Source organism: Saccharospirillaceae bacterium, from assembly GCA_022448365.1.
Taxonomy (GTDB): domain Bacteria; phylum Pseudomonadota; class Gammaproteobacteria; order Pseudomonadales; family Oceanobacteraceae; genus Bacterioplanoides.
This window is the reverse complement of record JAKVCS010000004.1, coordinates 222620-239642: the sequence shown is the minus strand read 5'-3', so window position 1 is coordinate 239642 and position 17023 is coordinate 222620. Positions and strand designations below refer to the sequence as shown.

Annotated in this window: 16 protein-coding genes and 1 pseudogene; 11 read left to right on the top strand and 6 right to left on the bottom strand. The window is 50.1% G+C overall.

Features of this window, described 5'->3' with window-relative positions:
• The first annotated feature begins 32 nt into the window (after positions 1 to 32).
• The 9 genes and pseudogenes from MK185_12265 to MK185_12225 all read left to right on the top strand — a co-directional run bounded on the left by MK185_12265 (position 33) and on the right by MK185_12225 (position 7585).
• On the top strand, positions 33 to 1289 hold the full coding sequence (locus MK185_12265; protein ID MCH2041399.1) for a glutamate-5-semialdehyde dehydrogenase: 1257 nt from the start codon (positions 33 to 35) through the stop codon (positions 1287 to 1289).
• Positions 1270 to 1947 carry a nicotinate-nucleotide adenylyltransferase gene (gene nadD, locus MK185_12260; GenBank protein MCH2041398.1) on the top strand — a complete coding sequence of 226 codons (678 nt, stop codon included), beginning with the start codon at positions 1270 to 1272 and terminating at the stop codon, positions 1945 to 1947. The genes MK185_12265 and nadD overlap by 20 nt, the downstream gene beginning before the upstream one ends.
• Before the next feature lie 6 nt (positions 1948 to 1953).
• Positions 1954 to 2292: a ribosome silencing factor gene (gene rsfS, locus MK185_12255; GenBank protein ID MCH2041397.1), complete on the top strand. Its 339-nt coding sequence runs from the start codon at positions 1954 to 1956 to the stop codon at positions 2290 to 2292.
• 6 nt (positions 2293 to 2298) lie between these two features.
• The gene (gene rlmH, locus MK185_12250) at positions 2299 to 2766 is read left to right on the top strand and encodes a 23S rRNA (pseudouridine(1915)-N(3))-methyltransferase RlmH (GenBank protein ID MCH2041396.1); all 468 of its coding nucleotides are present in this window, start codon (positions 2299 to 2301) and stop codon (positions 2764 to 2766) included.
• A 14-nt stretch (positions 2767 to 2780) separates the two neighbouring features.
• Entirely contained in the window at positions 2781 to 4634 is a 1854-nt protein-coding gene (gene mrdA / locus MK185_12245) for a penicillin-binding protein 2 (GenBank protein MCH2041395.1), read from the top strand.
• Positions 4634 to 5779: a rod shape-determining protein RodA gene (gene rodA, locus MK185_12240; GenBank protein MCH2041394.1), complete on the top strand. Its 1146-nt coding sequence runs from the start codon at positions 4634 to 4636 to the stop codon at positions 5777 to 5779. Before mrdA ends, rodA begins: the two co-directional genes overlap by 1 nt.
• A gap of 52 nt (positions 5780 to 5831) precedes the next feature.
• Positions 5832 to 6812 carry a lytic murein transglycosylase B gene (gene mltB, locus MK185_12235; protein ID MCH2041393.1) on the top strand — a complete coding sequence of 327 codons (981 nt, stop codon included), beginning with the start codon at positions 5832 to 5834 and terminating at the stop codon, positions 6810 to 6812.
• 146 nt (positions 6813 to 6958) lie between these two features.
• Positions 6959 to 7321: pseudogene (locus tag MK185_12230) on the top strand (septal ring lytic transglycosylase RlpA family protein).
• Positions 7304 to 7585: an SPOR domain-containing protein gene (locus MK185_12225; protein MCH2041392.1), complete on the top strand. Its 282-nt coding sequence runs from the start codon at positions 7304 to 7306 to the stop codon at positions 7583 to 7585. The pseudogene MK185_12230 and the gene MK185_12225 overlap by 18 nt, the downstream one beginning before the upstream one ends.
• A gap of 422 nt (positions 7586 to 8007) precedes the next feature.
• Here MK185_12225 and MK185_12220 read toward each other — a convergent pair whose 3' ends face one another.
• Positions 8008 to 8445: a cyclic nucleotide-binding domain-containing protein gene (locus MK185_12220; GenBank protein ID MCH2041391.1), complete on the bottom strand. Its 438-nt coding sequence runs from the start codon at positions 8443 to 8445 to the stop codon at positions 8008 to 8010.
• Between the two features lie 175 nt (positions 8446 to 8620).
• Here MK185_12220 and MK185_12215 point away from each other — a divergent pair, with 175 nt between their 5' ends.
• Both MK185_12215 and MK185_12210 read left to right on the top strand, forming a co-directional pair.
• Positions 8621 to 9997 (top strand): tetratricopeptide repeat protein, encoded by a 1377-nt coding sequence (locus tag MK185_12215; protein MCH2041390.1) that lies wholly within the window; start codon positions 8621 to 8623, stop codon positions 9995 to 9997.
• A 13-nt stretch (positions 9998 to 10010) separates the two neighbouring features.
• Positions 10011 to 11681 carry a FecR domain-containing protein gene (locus tag MK185_12210; protein MCH2041389.1) on the top strand — a complete coding sequence of 557 codons (1671 nt, stop codon included), beginning with the start codon at positions 10011 to 10013 and terminating at the stop codon, positions 11679 to 11681.
• 38 nt (positions 11682 to 11719) lie between these two features.
• On the opposite strand, the gene MK185_12205 is transcribed toward MK185_12210, so the two are convergent.
• The 5 genes from MK185_12205 to MK185_12185 form a co-directional block, all read right to left on the bottom strand.
• Positions 11720 to 13936, bottom strand: a complete 2217-nt coding sequence (locus MK185_12205) for an adenylate/guanylate cyclase domain-containing protein (GenBank protein ID MCH2041388.1) — start codon at positions 13934 to 13936, stop codon at positions 11720 to 11722.
• A gap of 81 nt (positions 13937 to 14017) precedes the next feature.
• The gene (locus MK185_12200; GenBank protein ID MCH2041387.1) at positions 14018 to 14326 is read right to left on the bottom strand and encodes a hypothetical protein; all 309 of its coding nucleotides are present in this window, start codon (positions 14324 to 14326) and stop codon (positions 14018 to 14020) included.
• 43 nt (positions 14327 to 14369) lie between these two features.
• Positions 14370 to 15530 carry a glycosyltransferase family 1 protein gene (locus MK185_12195; GenBank protein ID MCH2041386.1) on the bottom strand — a complete coding sequence of 387 codons (1161 nt, stop codon included), beginning with the start codon at positions 15528 to 15530 and terminating at the stop codon, positions 14370 to 14372.
• Between the two features lie 108 nt (positions 15531 to 15638).
• On the bottom strand, positions 15639 to 16334 hold the full coding sequence (locus tag MK185_12190; GenBank protein ID MCH2041385.1) for a hypothetical protein: 696 nt from the start codon (positions 16332 to 16334) through the stop codon (positions 15639 to 15641).
• Between the two features lie 229 nt (positions 16335 to 16563).
• On the bottom strand, positions 16564 to 16998 hold the full coding sequence (locus MK185_12185) for a CBS domain-containing protein (protein MCH2041384.1): 435 nt from the start codon (positions 16996 to 16998) through the stop codon (positions 16564 to 16566).
• Positions 16999 to 17023: the final 25 nt, after the last annotated feature.

Below are 17023 nucleotides of genomic sequence, written 5' to 3'. Positions count from 1 at the left end.
TCTCGTCAACCCCGTACAGACCGGTGTAATCGATGGACGTTACCGAATATATGAAAACCCTGGGTGCCAATGCGCGCAAAGCTTCACGTGCGATTGCCCGTGCTTCCAGCCAGGAGAAAAATACCGCATTACTGGCCATTGCTGATGCCATCAGTGAACAACGCGACCAGCTGAAAATCGCCAACCAGCGCGATATGAAACGTGGCGAAGACAATGGTTTGGATGCTGCTCTACTCGATCGCCTGCAACTGACCGATGCCACAATAGACACCATGATCGAGGGGCTGCAGCAGGTGGCTGCGCTGCCTGATCCTGTGGGTGAAATCACCGACCTGAAATACCGCCCCAGCGGTATTCAGATCGGTAAAATGCGCGTCCCTCTGGGTGTTATCGGTATTATCTACGAGAGCCGCCCTAACGTAACCATCGAAGCGGCAAGCCTGTGTCTGAAATCCGGTAACGCAGCCATCCTCCGTGGTGGCTCAGAAGCCATTGAAGCCAACCAGGCGCTATCCGAATGCATCGCCAAAGGTCTGGCTGAAGCTGGCTTACCAGCTGAAACAGTTCAGGTTGTTGAAACCACAGATCGTGCGGCCGTGGGTGAGCTGATTACCATGCCAGAATACGTTGATGTGATTGTCCCACGTGGCGGCAAAGGCCTGATCAAACGTATCAGTCGTGACGCCAAAGTTACGGTTATCAAGCATTTAGACGGCATTTGTCACGTCTACATCGACCAGTTCGCCGATAAAACCAAAGCCGTGAACATTGCGATTAATGCCAAAACGCATCGCTACGGCACCTGTAACACCATGGAAACGCTGCTGGTACACAAAGCCATGGCCGCCAGCGTCTTGCCAGAATTGGCTGAAGCTTATGGTGAGATTGGTGTAGAACTGCGTGGTTGTGATGCCACCCGCGAAATCCTTGCCGATGCCATTCCGGCAACCGAAGACGACTGGCACACCGAGTACCTGGCGCCAATTCTGTCGATCAAACTGGTCGACGATATGGACCAGGCGATTGAACACATCAATCACTACGGCTCCCATCACACCGACAGCATCATCAGTGAAAACTACACACTGGCGCGTCGCTTCCTGACTGAAGTCGACTCCAGCTCGGTGATGATTAACGCATCAACCCGCTTTGCTGATGGCTTTGAATACGGCCTGGGTGCCGAGATTGGTATTTCCACCGACAAGATCCACGCCCGTGGCCCGGTAGGTCTGGAAGGTCTGACATCACAGAAATACGTGGTGCTGGGCAATGGCGAAATCCGTCAATAACAGAGCTATGTCACAACCGCAAAACCGCTGGGCATTGCTCGGCGGGACTTTTGACCCCATCCACATCGGTCATTTACGCATTGCTGCGCAGCTGCGCGATCTTGGTTTCAGCAAAGTCTTGCTGATCCCGAATCGTATACCGCCGCATCGGCCACAGCCCCAGGCAAGCGGCGAGCAACGCCTGCAGATGGTCAGCCTGGGTTGTGAATCGTTAACCGGCGTTGAACCCTGTGCAATCGAACTGCAACGTGACGATTTAAGCTACAGCGCCGTTACTGTCAGTGCACTGAAGCAGCAACACCCTGAGGTGCAATTCACCTGGGTGATTGGTGACGATGCCTGGCAGGGTTTCGAATTCTGGCATCAACCGCTGGAATTGCTGCAACTGGCTAATTTGCTGGTTGTCAGCCGCCCGGAGCTGGATTCTGCCCAGCAGTCCAATGCCAGTGACTGGCAACAGCAGCAATTGTCGCAGCGCCAAAGCGACATAACGCAACTTCTGGCCGCTGAACATGGCAGAATTTGCCTGAAAGCGCTGCCTGAACTGGATATCTCGGCTTCTTACTTGCGTCAGGCTATCAAGCAAGGCGACAATATCCGCTTTCTGGTGCCGGACGCGGTACTGGAATACTTAAACCAACATCAACTCTATCGATAGAACTTAATGCAAACTGAGCAAATTAAATCTCTGGTGGTTGACGCGCTGGACGACATGAAAGCGCAAAACATCACTGAACTGGATGTCCGTGGCCGTACTTCGGTTACCGACTGGATGATCATCGCCACCGGTACCTCTAACCGCCATGTCACAGCCGTTGCTGGCAACGTGGAGGAAAAAGCCAAACATGCAGGTTTGCGACCGAATGGCACTGAGGGCCGTGCAGCCGCCGACTGGGTACTCATCGATCTGGGTGATGTTGTGGTTCACGTAATGACCGATCAATCGCGCCACTTTTACGATCTGGAGCGCCTCTGGGGTGAGCCAGAAGACAGCGAAGACTGATTTTCTATGAAGCTTCGCTTGCTGGCGGTTGGCACCAAAATGCCAGCCTGGGTTGAACAAGGCTATCAGGAATACGCCAAACGACTGCCTAGCGATTGCGCTTTGGAGCTGGTCGAAATCAACCCGGGGCACCGCGCCAAAAACACCAGTAAAGAAAAGGCCATGCAACAGGAGGCGGAAGCGCTGAAAAAAGCCATTCGCCCCCAGGATCACGTGGTTGCACTGGATGTAAAAGGTAAACCCTGGAGGACCGAGCAGCTGGCAGAAAACCTCAGCAACTGGCGTATGCAGGGAGGCGATGTCGCTCTGCTGATTGGCGGCCCGGATGGTATGACGCAGGACGTGTTGTCGTTGGCGAAACAACGCTGGTCGTTATCCAATCTGACTCTTCCCCATCCTCTGGTGCGGGTGCTGATGGCCGAACAACTGTACCGTGCCTGGAGTATTCTCCAGGGGCACCCCTACCACAAGTAAGCCAGGAAACCATTATGTGGGAGCACTCGTTCAGGGATAAATCAGCGGAAAAACTGCTGTTTCGTTCCCGGGCGATTGTGCTGGCGATCATCATATTTCTGATGTTATGCATCCTCGGCTGGCGCATGATGCACCTGCAGATCGATTTGCACGAAAAATATCGCGACCTGTCAGAAAACAATCGGATTCAACTCAAACCCATTGCACCCAACCGGGGACTCATCTATGACCGCAATGGGGTGCTGTTGGCGGAGAATGTGCCGTCTTACAGCCTGACGCTGGTTCCCGAACGAGTTAACGACATGGAGCAGACCATCAGCTACCTGGATAAGCTGATTGGTATCTCAGGGCGCAATAAGGAACAGTTTGAAAAACGCCGTAAATATCGCCGTCGGCCTTTTGAACCCATCGTTTTGCGACACAAGCTCAGTGAAGAAGAAATTGCCAAAGTGATGGTTAATCGCACCTACCTGCCCGGTGTCGATGTTGAGGCACAGCTTGTCAGGCATTACCCACAGGGCAAATCTTTTGCTCATGTACTGGGATACGTCGCCCGTATTAACCAGAAAGAACAGAATCGACTGGACGAAGACCTGGATAAAAAACGTCAGTACAGTGCTACGCGCTTTATCGGTAAATTAGGGATCGAAAAACAATACGAGGCCGATTTGCATGGCCAGGTGGGTTATCAGAAAGTCGAGACCAATGCCCGAGGCCGAATTTTACGGGTAATTGAACAAACCGATCCGATTCCCGGTGACGACATTACCCTGCATTTGGATACACGGCTTCAGCAACTGGCGGAGCAACAACTGCAAGGTCGTCGTGGTGCATTAGTCGCGATTGAAGTCGCCAGTGGCGGTATTCTCAGTATCTACAGCAACCCCAGCTATGACCCTAATTTATTTGTTACCGGCATTTCCCATAAGGATTATTCCGCATTAAGAGATAATCCGGACTTACCGCTATTCGATCGTACCCGTCGAGGACAGTATCCACCCGCATCCACCCTGAAACCCTTTCTGGGTTTGGCCATGATTGATGCTGGCACCACCAGTTGGAACGAAGAAATCGACGATCAGGGCTGGTATCAGCTACCCAATGACGACCGGATTTATCGCGACTGGAAACGAACCGGTCATGGCATGGTGGACATGGAAGCTGCCATTGTTGAATCCTGCGACACCTATTTTTATGACGTCGCCGTGCGTACCGGCGTTGATTTAATTTCGCCGTTTTTGGGGCAATTCGGCTTTGGCCGTAATATGACGCTGGATGTAAATAATGCCTTACGGGGACTGCTCCCCAGTCGCGACTGGAAACGGCGCAAAGCCAAAACCCACTGGTATGCTGGCGATACCGTCAACCTCGGGATTGGCCAGGGGTATATGCTGACCACTCCCATCCAGCTGGCGACCGCCACCGCGGTATTAGCCAATCGCGGTAAATGGGTAACGCCGCGCCTGATCTACGCGCACAATGACGAACTGGATATTATTCCCGATCCCGATATTGATAACGTAACACTGAAAGATCCGGCTGACTGGGACAAAATGTTCTCCGCTATGAAGAAAGTGATCACCGGAACCCATGGTACCGCCCGACGACTGCAGAAAAACCTTCGCTACCCGATTGCCGGTAAAACCGGTACCGCTCAGGTCGTTGGTATTAAACAGGATGAAGAGTACGACTCAGAAGCGCTGAAAGAACGCCTGCGGGATCACGCATTGTTTATTGCATTTGCCCCGATTGATAACCCGGCAATTGCCGTTGCTGTCGTGGTCGAAAACGGTGAGTCTGCGGGTAAAACGGCCGGCCCCATCGCCCAGACCATTATTAATGAATATCTAGGAGGCGCGGAAGGGTAATGGCCGGTACTGATTTTTCCCGCACCATGTCCGAAGCCAGCTCAGAGCATGGCTTTAATCGCAGCCGTGCCTGGTTCGCTCGTATCCACGTAGACCTGATTTTACTGCTGTTGTTGCTGGGCCTCACCAGCGCTGGTTTGTTGCTGCTTTACAGTGCCAGCGGTCAGGACTGGGGCATGGTGAAACGCCAGGCCATTCACTACGCCATTGGTTTTACCGGCTTATTTATTGCAGCTCAGATTCCGCCTCGTGTTTATCAGCGACTGGCGCCCTGGGGATATAGTGCCGGTCTGATTGCGCTTGTTGCTGTGCTGGTTGCCGGTGTTGGGGCAAAGGGTGCGCAACGCTGGCTCGATTTACCGGGCCTGCCGCGCTTCCAGCCTTCCGAGTTGGTAAAGTTAGCACTGCCGTTAGCAGTCGCATGGTATATGTCAAAACGCCCGGTGCCGCCAAGGTTATTTGATCTGGTAAAAGCGATGATGATTATCGCCATCCCAACCGTGATGATTCTGAAACAGCCTGATCTCGGCACCTCCATCCTGGTCAGCACCTCTGGGCTATTGGTGCTGTTTTTTGCTGGTATGCCCTGGTGGCTGATTTTCTCTATGGGTGGCATAGTCGCGGCCTGTGCACCCTTGATGTGGTTTTTCGTGATGCGCGAGTATCAGAAGCAAAGGGTACTTACCTTCCTCAACCCGGAAAGTGATCCGCTTGGTTCCGGCTGGAATATCATCCAATCGAAAACTGCGATTGGCTCCGGCGGCATAGAGGGCAAAGGGTTTATGCAGGGCACTCAGTCGCAGTTGGAATTCCTGCCAGAGAGTCATACCGACTTTATCATTGCGGTACTCGCAGAAGAATTAGGATTAATCGGCGTACTGGCGCTGTTAACACTATACTTCCTGATTATTATGCGCTGCTTATATTTATCCGCTCGTTGTGAGACTCTTTTCGGACGTTTATTGTCTGGCAGTTTAGCGGTTACCTTTTTTATCTACGTGTTCGTAAATATTGGTATGGTCAGTGGCATCTTACCCGTGGTCGGCGTACCCTTACCATTAGTGAGTTATGGTGGTACTTCGGTTGTGAGTTTGTTAGCTGCTTTTGGCATTCTGATGTCGATGAATACTCACAGTAAAAAGTAGAGCGGTTCATTTATTTTTCACGTAAGCCGTCGCAGAAAACAGGAATTCTATTATGCGTTTCAAAGGCCTGATTGCTGGCACTGCTGCAATGATCGGCGCAACTCTGGCTCTGGGCACACCGGCTCTGGCAGCTTATGATCAGCATCCCCGTTTTGAACAGTTCGCAGCAGAGCTGGAAAAAGAATACGAAATCCCCCCTGCTGAAGCGAAAGCCTGGTTATCTCAGGCTGAAAAACTCAATTCAGTTCTCGAAGCCATCGCCCGACCTGCCGAGAAAAGCAAAGAGTGGTACGACTACCGTAAAATTTTTCTGACCCCAAAACGCATTGAAGGCGGTAAAGCTTTTATGGCCGAACATGTGGAGTTGTTGGCGGCTGCAGAGAAAAAATACGGTGTGCGCAAAGAAGTGATCGCCGCCATCATTGGTGTCGAAACTTTTTACGGCAAACGTCAGGGCCGCTACCGGGTATTGGACTCTCTTGCCACACTGGCATTTGATTATCCGAAACGTCCGTTATTCTGGCGTGAATTAAAAGCCTTTTTCTCTCTGGCAGAGAAAGAGCAACTGGACCCTGCAACCATAAAGGGCTCGTATGCCGGCGCAATGGGGTACGGTCAGTTTATTCCCACCAGCTACCTGAGCTACGCTGTGGATGGTGATCTCGATGGCAAACGGGATTTATGGGCAAGCCCGGCAGATGCCATTGCCAGTGTCGCAAATTATTTCAAACGCCATGGCTGGCGCGATGGTGAACCGGTTGTACAACGGGTTCGTGTGTCTGGCAATCGATATCAGGATGTGGTCAACGACAGCCGTAAACCAAAGTGGACAACTGCCGAGCTGAAAGCACTGGGGGTTACGCCGACTGAACCCATTGATGACGACAAACCCGCGGCCCTGATTCGGTTACAAGGTAACAAGGGCGCGGAATTCTGGCTCGGAGAATATAACTTTTACGTCATCACCCGCTATAACCACAGTCGTATGTATGCCATGGCCGTTCATCAGCTGAGTGAAGAACTGGCGAAGTAATGCAACACCTGATTATTCTTCTGTTGTTAGCAGGTGCGCTCAGCGCCTGCACTCCCTCCCGCTACAAACATGCACAGGACTTCACCCCAGCTCCGATTGCTGATATTCAGGCGTTAAAAGAGCCCATTGCCAAAGCAGAAGCCAAAAGTGTGATGGGTAACCCTTCTCGTTACACCGTATTAGGTAAAGAATATGAAGTGATGGAAAACGCTGATAACTACAGCGAAGAAGGTGTAGCTTCCTGGTATGGCATGAAGTTTCATGGCCACCGCACGTCGAATGGTGAGGTTTATGATGTTTATCAGTTCACGGCTGCTCACAAAACCCTGCCGCTACCCAGCTATGTGCGAGTGACGCGGCTCGAAACCCAGCAATCGGTTATTGTCCGGGTTAATGATCGAGGGCCATTCCATGAAAGCAGGATTATTGATTTATCGTACGCTGCAGCAGTAAAACTCGGGATTCACAAACAAGGTACCGCCCAGGTTAAGGTGGATATTATTCATCCCCCCAAAGCCAGAACTGAACGCTGGGTGCAAGTGGGTGCTTTATCCGATCCAAGCGCCGCTGCGCGACTGCAACGAACTCTGGTCGAAAAACTGCAAGGTAAATGGCCGGTTACCATCAACAAACCGGCTAAAAACAGTCAGCGTCCGCTGCATAAAGTGCGGATTGGGCCGGTAGAGGAAGGCGAAGATCTGGAGCAGTTATTATTAACACTAAAGCAGTTAAAATTTGACCAGCCGCTGTTACTTGCACAGCATCAGCTGTAACTAACGGGCAGCGGCTATATAAGGGATGGCACTCCGGAACCCAGGCCGAAAGCAACCGACTCAATACATAAACCGATCTTCCATAGACAATCCCACGCCTAACCAGATAACCGGAAGCAAGGACAGTGTGGCAACTTAGTCACCGGCACCGTGCTTGCGAATATCATTTTTAACCGCGAGATAAAAACCCACAAAAAAGGCACAAGTCAGGCCTACAATTGCTAATCCTGAAAAAACTACCTCATCCATAAACATAGCTGCTCACCTCGTGTTCGTTATCCATAAAACATGACCCGTAAGTCATCTCGTTTGCTCTGGATCTACTCTAACAATGACAGGCAGTAGCAAATTGACACACATCAAGAAAATTCATGCGGATCCGCCGTACTCAGGAGAGGTTGAGGCAAGTCAAAGGAATGGTGTTATTGGGACTGAATAATTCGCTTAACCAGCTTATCGATCAACTGATCTTTAAATTTCTCACGAATTTCCGGCTTAAAGCGGCTCAATGTGGCGCGATCAACACGCATCAGAATGGATGGTTGACGGGCAATAACGTGGGTCGTTCTTGGCTGCTCAGATAAAAAACCAATTTCGCCAAATACAGCCCCTGGCTCAAGAGTCAAAAGCGCACCACCCTGCTCCTCTTCCAATACATCACAGCTACCGGATAACAGCAGATAAAAAGCGTACTCCTGGCTGCCCTTACGAATAATAAACTCACCATCCCTGGCAATATGAAAACTGCTTTGTTCATCGGCAATGCGTTCTCGTTCATCACAGCTGAATGCACGGAAAAAAGGAATCTTACTCAATACCATTTGTACCTGAGCACGAGAGAGAGAACTGGCTGTACGCATATTGTTGACCTGGAAACGCAGAAAATGTGAGCTTGTTATAACCAGTCTAGATTCTTTTCCACCATACTCATGAATATCAGTATTAAGACTGGCAATTCTGCTCAAGCAAGGCACACTTAAGACAAACCCACGATAAACAGTGGATGGAATGACTATGCTCCAGGGATCACCATCAATGAAGCACTTAGCCCCTGCAATTCTGGCATTGCTGCTCACTTCTGTGAGTCTGGCTGAAACAGATCAAAGCTCAGAACCCATACCCAAAACCGAGACCGAGACCGAGACATCATCTATTGATATCAGAGATATCAACAACAAGTTATCGCGATTAATCGATCAGCAACAGTTTCAGCAAGCGAAGGCACTGGCCGAACCACATCTGGAAACTTTTGAAGGTGACAGCCAGTTCGACTTTTATTATGGCTTCAGTGCTGCTCAGATCGGTGCGCATCACGAAGCTCTGTTCGTATTTGAGCGCCTGAGTGATCAGTTTCCGCAGGTTCCGCGTTACCGCCTGGAATTAGCCCGCAGCTATTATTTTCTTGGCCAATTGGATGCTTCTGAAGCGGAATTCCGTCTGGTACTGGCACAGAATCCCCCCAATAAAGTACACACGACCATCGACAAGTTCCTGCGCCGTATAGAAGAGCGACGCCAGGCACTTACCCCACGTTGGTCAGCGTTAGCGAGCTACGGTGGTGGCTACGATTCCAATATCAATTCATCCACTGATATCGATGAAATTGATCTCATTCTGGAAGGAACCGAACAGCGAGTGCGGCTGAATGACAGCCAGAAAGAAACCGCCAGTGGCTTTTATAAATTGCGTGGTCAGGCAAGCTACAGTGCCCCGATTACAAAACGCAGTGGCTTCGATGTTCGTATTGGTGGCCAGCGAAAAGCCAACGCAAAAACCAATACCTACGACCTTAACTCAGTATTTTTACAGGGGGGCCTGCAGGTAATTCGCGGCTACCATCACTGGCGTTTGGGCGGCGGCTATCAGCAATACTGGCTGTCCGATGAAAGTCTGCAAAATACTTTATCCGCCAATCTGAACTGGAAATATCGTCTGTCACCGACATGGCGCTTTAACTCTCGTGCAGAACTACGCAACAACGATAACCAGATTAACGACGACCTTGACGCTCTGCAGCTGGAAATCAGTGCAGGCCCTGAGTATGCGAATGGAAGATTTTCAGCGCAAAGCTCCGCTATGCTCAGTACCGATTCCGCCGATGACAGCCCGCTGGCTAAAGATATCCTGGGGATTAATCTGGCTGCACAATACGCATTTACTGGTGAATCCAGTGCATACAGCATGCTCGCCTGGCGCAGTTACGAATTCCAGAAGAAAAATCCAGACGATCTGCTGAGCAATGGCAAACAACGCAGCGAGACCCTGACGCAATATATCCTCGGCTACAACCAACAAATCATTGCTCACCTGACGGCCTATGGTCAGTTCAGCTATATGGATAATTCGAGCAATATCGACGTGTATCAATACGATCGTCTGCTGCTCGAAGCTGGTCTCACATTGGCATTCTAACGGAGGCAAAACGATGAATAGTCTAATGAAGTTCTTGCTGATATTTACACTGATAATCTGGATGCCACTGTCTCAAGCGGGTGGCGTTGCCGGACGGGTCATTATGGTCCGCGGTGAAGCTCAGGCCACTAATATTGATGGCGAAGTGCGTCAGCTGAAGCGCCGGGATATGGTGTATTCCAGTGATGTTATCTCCACCGGCGATAACAGCCGGGTCCAGATTCGTTTTGTTGATAAAGGTATGCTGGCTTTGCGCGCCAACTCCAAACTGAATATCAAAACCTATCGTCAACCAAGCGATGCCAGCGACGAGGGTGAAGTATTAATGGAGTTGATTGAAGGCGGCTTTCGTACGCTGACAGGCAGCATCGGTAAGGGCGATAAAGAGGCGTATAAGGTAGATACGCCGGTTGCCAGCATCGGTATTCGTGGCACGGTATATCGCGTAGCCCTGGTTACGCCTGAGAAATTGTATCTTGGGGTTTCCTCCGGTGGCATCACAGTAAACAGCTCGCTTGGACAGATGAACCTCGGAATGGGAGCAGATTTTGATTTTGCCCTGGTGGATGGTCAAGGAGTTCAGGGGTTGCTGTCGGCACCGGATGCCCTTCATCAGCCAGCACAGCCATTAGAGAAAGAATCAGAATCCAGCGACTCGGATAACGAGCAGCAAGCTCCAGAGACCGACCTTGATGATGAGCAAGCTCCGGAAGCCGATCAAACCGTGGAAAACCCAAGTATCCAACAGACTGAACTGCCTAATGGGCTGGATAAAGAACAAGACTCCGGCAGTGAAGAACAATTAACTCAGCAGGTAATCGAGGATAACGCAAATCTGGGAGGTGATTCCGACAACAGCGGTAACCCGGATGGTGGCAATGGTGAGCGGCCGGAGCTGGCCTCACCAGACCAGCGGTTAAGCGACAGCGAGTACGCAAAATTCCTCAATAGTGATCAATATGGCGCCTTTATTATCAACAATAAAGTGACGCCAGGGACCACATTTATAGACGAAAGAGGTCAGACAGTATTTGTCTCTCTGAAAGAGGACGCAGATAATGCACTGGATGTCACTCGCTTTACCGGAATCAGCACCACCAACCAGCCAATTGCGAATGTCAGCTGGGGGGTTTGGAATGACGTAGCTGAAGGCAGTATCGAACAATACCGTGACTCACAAAGCACAGAACATGTCGATCTTCAGGGGCCGGCAGTCTGGATAAAATCGAAGCCCGTTCGCGTAACCGATTTGATCGGTCTGTCAGGAACCATTTCTTTCGCCGGTAATGGCCTGGCACCCGCGACACTCAATGGAACGCTGGTTGAAAATACCACCGTGAGTGGCAGCTTTGATCTGAACCTCACTTCAGGCGCTGTCAGCAATGGTAACCTGCAAGCAAACTTCAACGGTGATCTGTGGAATGCCAGTTTCAGCGGTGATATTCGCCCAGGCAATGCCACTCAGAACACGCCGGTTCTCGATCTGGATGTGACTAACGGTAGCCATGGTGGAATCAGTCTGGATCTGAATAATAGCGAAATTGGTGGAGTCCTGACGGCACCGGCATCAGCTGGAGGTATACCCGGTGTGGCCGGGGGGTTCCAACTGCAAGACACCGCCGAAACACCGAACACGGCAACCGGCTTAATTGCTTGGCCCGGGGCAGTAAATCTGACCGAATGAGGTATGAAAAGCGCAGGCAGAGTGACTCCGCCTGCTTTTTATTTCTGTGTGTGGCGGAAAACACCATCCCAGTCGTGTGGAAGGTTCTCCTGACGTAAGTCTGCAACCCGGTCTTTGTAAACCTGATACAATTTTTGCTCCGGGTAACTCTGAATCAGTTCAGAAAACGCCGCTGCCGCAGCATCCCATTGCTGCTCCATATATAACTGATGCGCTGCTTCGTATTGAGTCAGCTCAGCGGAAAGCGCACTGGTCATATCCTTTTGTAAACATAAAGGTTCATAAACCCGGACCGGCTCATTCTTCCCTTTTACCTGAATACGATCAACGTAGCGATAGATAAATTCCGGAGCCAAAGCCTGAGTATGCTCACCAAGCAATATTTTTGCACCGTAGAACTTGGTAATACTTTCCAGTCGTGACCCGAGGTTGACGGAATCTCCGAGGACGGTATAAGCACGACGATAAGAAGATCCCATGTCACCCACATTCATTGGCCCACTATTCAGACCAACACCAATTTCAACGGCAGGCCAGCCTTTCTTTGAAAATTCATCGCGTAGCCTTTGTGTCATTTGCTGCATTTTCAATGCGGTCAGGACAGCATGATAAGCGTGTCGCTCATCATCAATGGGGGCTCCCCAGAAAGCCATTACCATATCGCCGACGTATTTGTCGATGGTACCTTCATTATCGAAAATAATCTGAGTAATCGGCGTAAAATAGCTGTTAAGAAACCCTTTCAGTTCGGCAGCAGATAACGTTTCCGAAATATTGGTGAAGCTTCGGATATCACTGAACAGTACTGTTAATTCTTTTTGCTCACCCTCAAACTGATAGGCACTGGGATCACTCATCATCCGGTCGATATGTGCAGGCGGCACATACTGGTCAAACATTCCTTTTAGTAGTTTCCGGCTGGCATTTTCCCGTAAAAAACCGTATCCAAGATTCAACATAGTCAATACCACCACCAGCAAAATAATAGCCGCCAGCGGTAAATCAAGATTCAGCTTATTCCAGAGATAAAAATTGCCGGCAACGGCCAATAACATGGCGGTACCGCTGACCATTATCGCCCAGATAGGTCCCAGTCTTGGTAGCCATAATGACAATACAGCACCAATCAATACCAGTTGCATTAATGTTGCCCCAGCCTCCCATTCAGGTCGGTACGGAAAACCATCATTTAACATGGCATCAATAATATTGGCATGCACCTCAACGCCAGGATATTGCGTGCCTACTGGCGTGGTTCGTAAATCCGCCAGACCAATGGCTGAGGTTCCGATCAACACAATCGCACCCTCTAATGAATCGTTATCAATCCGACCGTTCAAAACATCCGTTGCAGAAAAATAAGGAAAGGTTTTTTTACCGCCCCGGTAAGGAACAATCACCCGGCCAGAGCCATCAGAGCGTGCCATTTGTTCCGTCAGGCCAATGCGTCGTAACACCTCGACCTGCCCAACCTCGGCTGTTTCCAGAACCAATTCATTATCAAACAGATAGGTCATAACCGTTGCTAACGAAAGCGATGGGTAAACATAATTGCCGTACCGGATAATCAGCGGTGAACGGCGTACTGCACCATCAGCATCCGCAAATGTTGTAACGAACCCGCCACCCTGCGCAGCTTGTTGCAGCAAGGGTAAGTTGGCGGCATAACCCGGTTTCGTAATCATCACCAGGTTTTGGCGTTGCGCGCTATTCAAACGATAAACCGGTGCCGGTAGCTGGCCAACGGTTACTGAGCCCTCATCGAGAAAAAAGAACCCAAGCACAACATCGGTTGACGGCAATTCCTGAGCCAGTTGACTATCGCCGTCCACCTGACGGTACCAGCCGGGCGGTACCTTCCAGACTTCACCATCGATGGCAATGCGTTGCTGAACTTCATCCACGGGATTCCGTTCAGGTTCGGAAAATACCACATCGAATGCCACCACTACGGCACCGTATTCGCTCAGCGTGGTTACCAGATCAGCGAGTTTATGGCGACTCCAGGGCCAGCGCCCTTGTTCTGCTAACGCCTTTTCATCAATATCAACAATAGCGATGGGTTGCTCGCCAATCTGCTTGGGTTGCCATTGCAATGACCAGTTAAACCGCAGGTCATACCACAGATAATCCAGCCGATTTAACCAGTGGCCGGAGTTCTGATTCAGCTGCAGGCTCATTAAAATCAGATAACCAGTGAGTAGCACGCCAAGAATTGCGGAAACCCGTGTGCGCGGAATACCGCTCCACTGCATAATATTGCCTCAAAAACGTCCTTGAATTGGGCAAACCCTAGCACAGGTGCACCAGGGTGTCGCATTTATAGAGGGTTGTAATCAGGCCATCACAACCTGTCCGCGATAAATCCGTTGTGTGCGCTTAGACGTGCGTTCAGCATCATCAACTATCTGCTGCGCACCACGATAGACCCTTGGCTCGGTCGTAAAGGCAGGGACTGGCTCCTGAGTTGGCAAAAATGACTCAATCAGCTGCAGTAACTCTCGACTTACGCCGCTTTGAACTAACGTTCGGAGCTCATTTTCCAGTGTTGGCGAGTCATAATGAATCACGCAACCTTGCTCATTCTTCGCCAGGCGTTTAATTTTTTGCAGCGTTGCAATGCTTTGACGGTTAAATTCCACCATTCGCCCCTCAATTATTTTTCAACTAACATCAAGAGAGCAAACCTCATACCATGGTTTGAATTTGTTCTGCCTTTTGTTCATGTGAGTGATAAATCGCAGCATGGACGTGCTGATCAAATTGCTGAGTCACTTTTGCCCAGCTGGCCTGCTCTGCGTTTTCACGGGCCTGTTGTCCTGCTACCAATAAATCCATGGACAACAGTTTTCGACAGGCTTGAGTGAAGGCATCAGAGTCATCTGCTTTCGCCAAATGACCATCGACACCCTGCCTGATAAATTGTGCAGCCGCCGCTAAATCATAAGCAACAACGGGTAAACCGCTCGCCATGGCTTCGAGTGTTACCAAACCAAACGTTTCTGTCTGACTGGCAAACATAAAAAAGTCCGCGGAAGCGTAATAACGTGCCAGTGCTTCACCGGTTTGAATACCGGCAAAAATAATATCCGGGTGTTGCTGTTCCAATTGCAGACGCAGCGGCCCATCGCCAACCATCACTAATTTTAAATCCGGCGTATGCTGTAACAGCTGACGATAACTTGTCACAATTTGAGGAATGTTTTTCTCTGCGGCAATCCGACCAACGTACAAAGCAACGGGTTGACCGTCTTCAACTTGCCATTGATTACGCAGATAGGCAGATCGACATCGTGGATGGAATAACTCACAGTTAACACCGTGCGGCAGAACATGCACATCATCAAAACCGTTGCTGCGTAAAAATGTTGCGCTTTCTGAAGATGGCACCAGTGTACCCAACGTTGAATTATGAAAACGACGCAACCAGTTCAACGTGAGGGTTTTAATCCACCCCATCCCATAATAACTGGAGTACCGGTGGAAATTGGTGTGAAAAGCGCTGAGAACAGGAAGACCGCGCCGCTGCGCTTCTTTTAATGCAGAATTCCCCAATGGTCCTTCGGTAGCAATAAACACCATGTGAGGCTGAAACTGATCCCAAACAGCCGCCATACGTTTAGCGCACGGCAATCCAATCTGCAGATCAGGATACATAGGGATTGTCAGGCCTTTGACCCAAACTTCTTCAACCTCTGGTGTCCAGGCTGCTTTAGGACGGGTGCGAATAATCTGAATACGGTACTTGTTGTTATCTAAAGCCTGAATTAAATGACGCAACGAGTTAGCCACACCATTTACATCGGGAACGTAGGTTTCACTGACAATGCTGATTCTAACAGGTGTCATACTCAGGTTCTCTGGCCGCAATCTGAATAGTGTGGCCCCTGAGTGATGACAATTTAATGAAAGCGGCTATTTGAAAATCAACCGCGTTGTTAGTGCAGGAGATTCGCTTCAGGCAGACTCTTCAGATAATTTCGACAAACGGTATCGCAGCTGTCTCGGCGTCAAACCAAGAACCTTCGCAGCCATGGTTTTATTACCATTACATTTTTCAATAGCAGCGTGAATGTCAGTCAACTCATCCGCCTGTACTCGCTGATAAGGCCTCGCGTACAAGGTTTTAAAATTCGGTACAACCTGTGTTGCCAGCATCTGCGCAATTTGAGTTCCCAGGAAACTCACGGCAGATAATTCAACGGCCCCCGGAGCATTACGCAAATCCAGAACCAGAACGGCCAATACTGACTGACGCAGCAACAGCGGCATTAACAAACAACGGTCCTGCCCTGTCAGCATGCTGTGTTGTGGAACAAACACGTCAGCACATTCGCTGCCTTCTTTGATGACTAGCCATTCGTGTGACTCGAACTGGCGGCACAATGCGTGCTGTACCGCAAAGCTGTATACGCCATTGGTCACACCCGTGGAGCAGAACTGAGCGCGGAAGCGGCTCGGAGAATCAGGCACGGCAACCGACACATTCTGCAATCCGGAAATGTCACAAATTAACGAAAGAATCCGCTGAATGCTGTCTTCGTCCTGATAGCGCTCCTGCAGAATAGACGTCAAAGAATCGAGCATATCCGGCTGAAAAACCGCAACTTGGTTAACAGGGCGGTAATCCTGAATATCCGCAACTTTGTACATAAACTACTCCTTGGTAATCGGACTTAAGTCTTGAACTGACATAAGCCGAGTTCGCAAACTCCGTACCAACCCGGTGAGGCATCGTAATATTCGTTGGCAGACCCCATTAGCACTGACAATGTGGCAAATCGTACTTTATCCCCGGCATAAAAAATGGCGCATAAATCGTGCGCTATTTTCTAGCATCTACCTCAGCAATGAACCAAGGCAGTGCAATTGCATTTTCTGTTCAGGCAATACTGGGGTCATTATCCGGAAGGTATTCTTTTTTCAACCATTTTGAGAAGCCACGACAAGCATCCTGACTGGTGAGAATGCCAGCAAGACGCTCCTGTCTGAGCACCAGTACAGCCGTAATATTCTGCTCGGCCATACCATCAAGTACAACATCCAGACGAGTATGCAGGTCCACCTGTTTGATTTGTTGCTGGCACATGTCACCGGCACATAGTTCAGTAACCTCAGCAGCTGAGTGCCCTGGTTGACGAGCCAACATGATGTCTTCGGCGCTGAGCAAACCAATCACTTTATGCCCGGTCATAACCGGTAAGTGGTGACAGTCATGTTCTTTCATCAGGTCGGCCGCCTGAGCCAGCGATGTGGTTTCATCCACATGCACCGGGAAAGCCGTCATGATTTCGCTGACCGTTGGCATATGACGCATATCTGTCTCCTGCTTTGATTTTAAA

Bases quoted from the DNA above. Each gene is read 5' to 3' on its own strand.
- MK185_12265 (MCH2041399.1), top strand. From the start codon at position 33: ATGGACGTTACCGAATATATGAAAACCCTGGGTGCCAATGCGCGCAAA.
- nadD (MCH2041398.1), top strand. From the start codon at position 1,270: ATGGCGAAATCCGTCAATAACAGAGCTATGTCACAACCGCAAAACCGC.
- rsfS (MCH2041397.1), top strand. From the start codon at position 1,954: ATGCAAACTGAGCAAATTAAATCTCTGGTGGTTGACGCGCTGGACGAC.
- rlmH (MCH2041396.1), top strand. From the start codon at position 2,299: ATGAAGCTTCGCTTGCTGGCGGTTGGCACCAAAATGCCAGCCTGGGTT.
- mrdA (MCH2041395.1), top strand. From the start codon at position 2,781: ATGTGGGAGCACTCGTTCAGGGATAAATCAGCGGAAAAACTGCTGTTT.
- rodA (MCH2041394.1), top strand. From the start codon at position 4,634: ATGGCCGGTACTGATTTTTCCCGCACCATGTCCGAAGCCAGCTCAGAG.
- mltB (MCH2041393.1), top strand. From the start codon at position 5,832: ATGCGTTTCAAAGGCCTGATTGCTGGCACTGCTGCAATGATCGGCGCA.
- MK185_12220 (MCH2041391.1), bottom strand. From the start codon at position 8,445: ATGCGTACAGCCAGTTCTCTCTCTCGTGCTCAGGTACAAATGGTATTG.
- MK185_12215 (MCH2041390.1), top strand. From the start codon at position 8,621: ATGAAGCACTTAGCCCCTGCAATTCTGGCATTGCTGCTCACTTCTGTG.
- MK185_12210 (MCH2041389.1), top strand. From the start codon at position 10,011: ATGAATAGTCTAATGAAGTTCTTGCTGATATTTACACTGATAATCTGG.
- MK185_12205 (MCH2041388.1), bottom strand. From the start codon at position 13,936: ATGCAGTGGAGCGGTATTCCGCGCACACGGGTTTCCGCAATTCTTGGC.
- MK185_12200 (MCH2041387.1), bottom strand. From the start codon at position 14,326: ATGGTGGAATTTAACCGTCAAAGCATTGCAACGCTGCAAAAAATTAAA.
- MK185_12195 (MCH2041386.1), bottom strand. From the start codon at position 15,530: ATGACACCTGTTAGAATCAGCATTGTCAGTGAAACCTACGTTCCCGAT.
- MK185_12190 (MCH2041385.1), bottom strand. From the start codon at position 16,334: ATGTACAAAGTTGCGGATATTCAGGATTACCGCCCTGTTAACCAAGTT.
- MK185_12185 (MCH2041384.1), bottom strand. From the start codon at position 16,998: ATGCGTCATATGCCAACGGTCAGCGAAATCATGACGGCTTTCCCGGTG.